This window comes from Methanohalophilus sp. WG1-DM (assembly GCF_004104135.1).
Taxonomy (GTDB): Archaea; Halobacteriota; Methanosarcinia; order Methanosarcinales; family Methanosarcinaceae; genus Methanohalophilus; species Methanohalophilus euhalobius.
On record NZ_RRBA01000049.1, the window covers coordinates 1 to 439 of the forward strand.

Annotated in this window: 1 pseudogene; it reads left to right on the plus strand. The window is 52.8% G+C overall.

What is annotated here, in order from left to right:
* Nucleotides 1-388: pseudogene (locus tag CI957_RS10410) on the plus strand (monomethylamine:corrinoid methyltransferase); the annotation flags it as partial.
* Between the last annotated feature and the right edge of the window lie 51 nt (nt 389-439).

Genomic DNA, 439 nt, shown 5'->3' on the forward strand with positions numbered 1-439 from the left:
CTGTGGTATCTGGTGTACCGACACCCACCGTATCGTCAAATACACAGAAGACGAGATCTGGGATGCAATCAACAATCCGCACAGGGAATTCCAGCTTGGCAGCGGTCGTGACGCAGTCTACTGCCGCAAGCGTAGTGTAGGTGACAAGAGAAAACCAATCGTACAGGGTGGTCCAACCGGTTCCCCAATATCTGAAGATGTCTTCATGCCTGTGCACATGAGTTACGCTCTTGAGAAAGAATGTGACACAATCGTCAACGGTGTAATGACCTCTGCCCGTGGTAAATCTCCTGTACCCGGCAGTCCTTACGAAGTTCTTGCATCCAAATCCGAAACCCGGCAGATCAGGACCGCCGCTTCCATGGCAGGTCGTCCCGGTATGGCAGTTTAGGGCCCTGAGACTTCTCTGTCTGCCCAGGGTAACATCGGTGCAGACTGT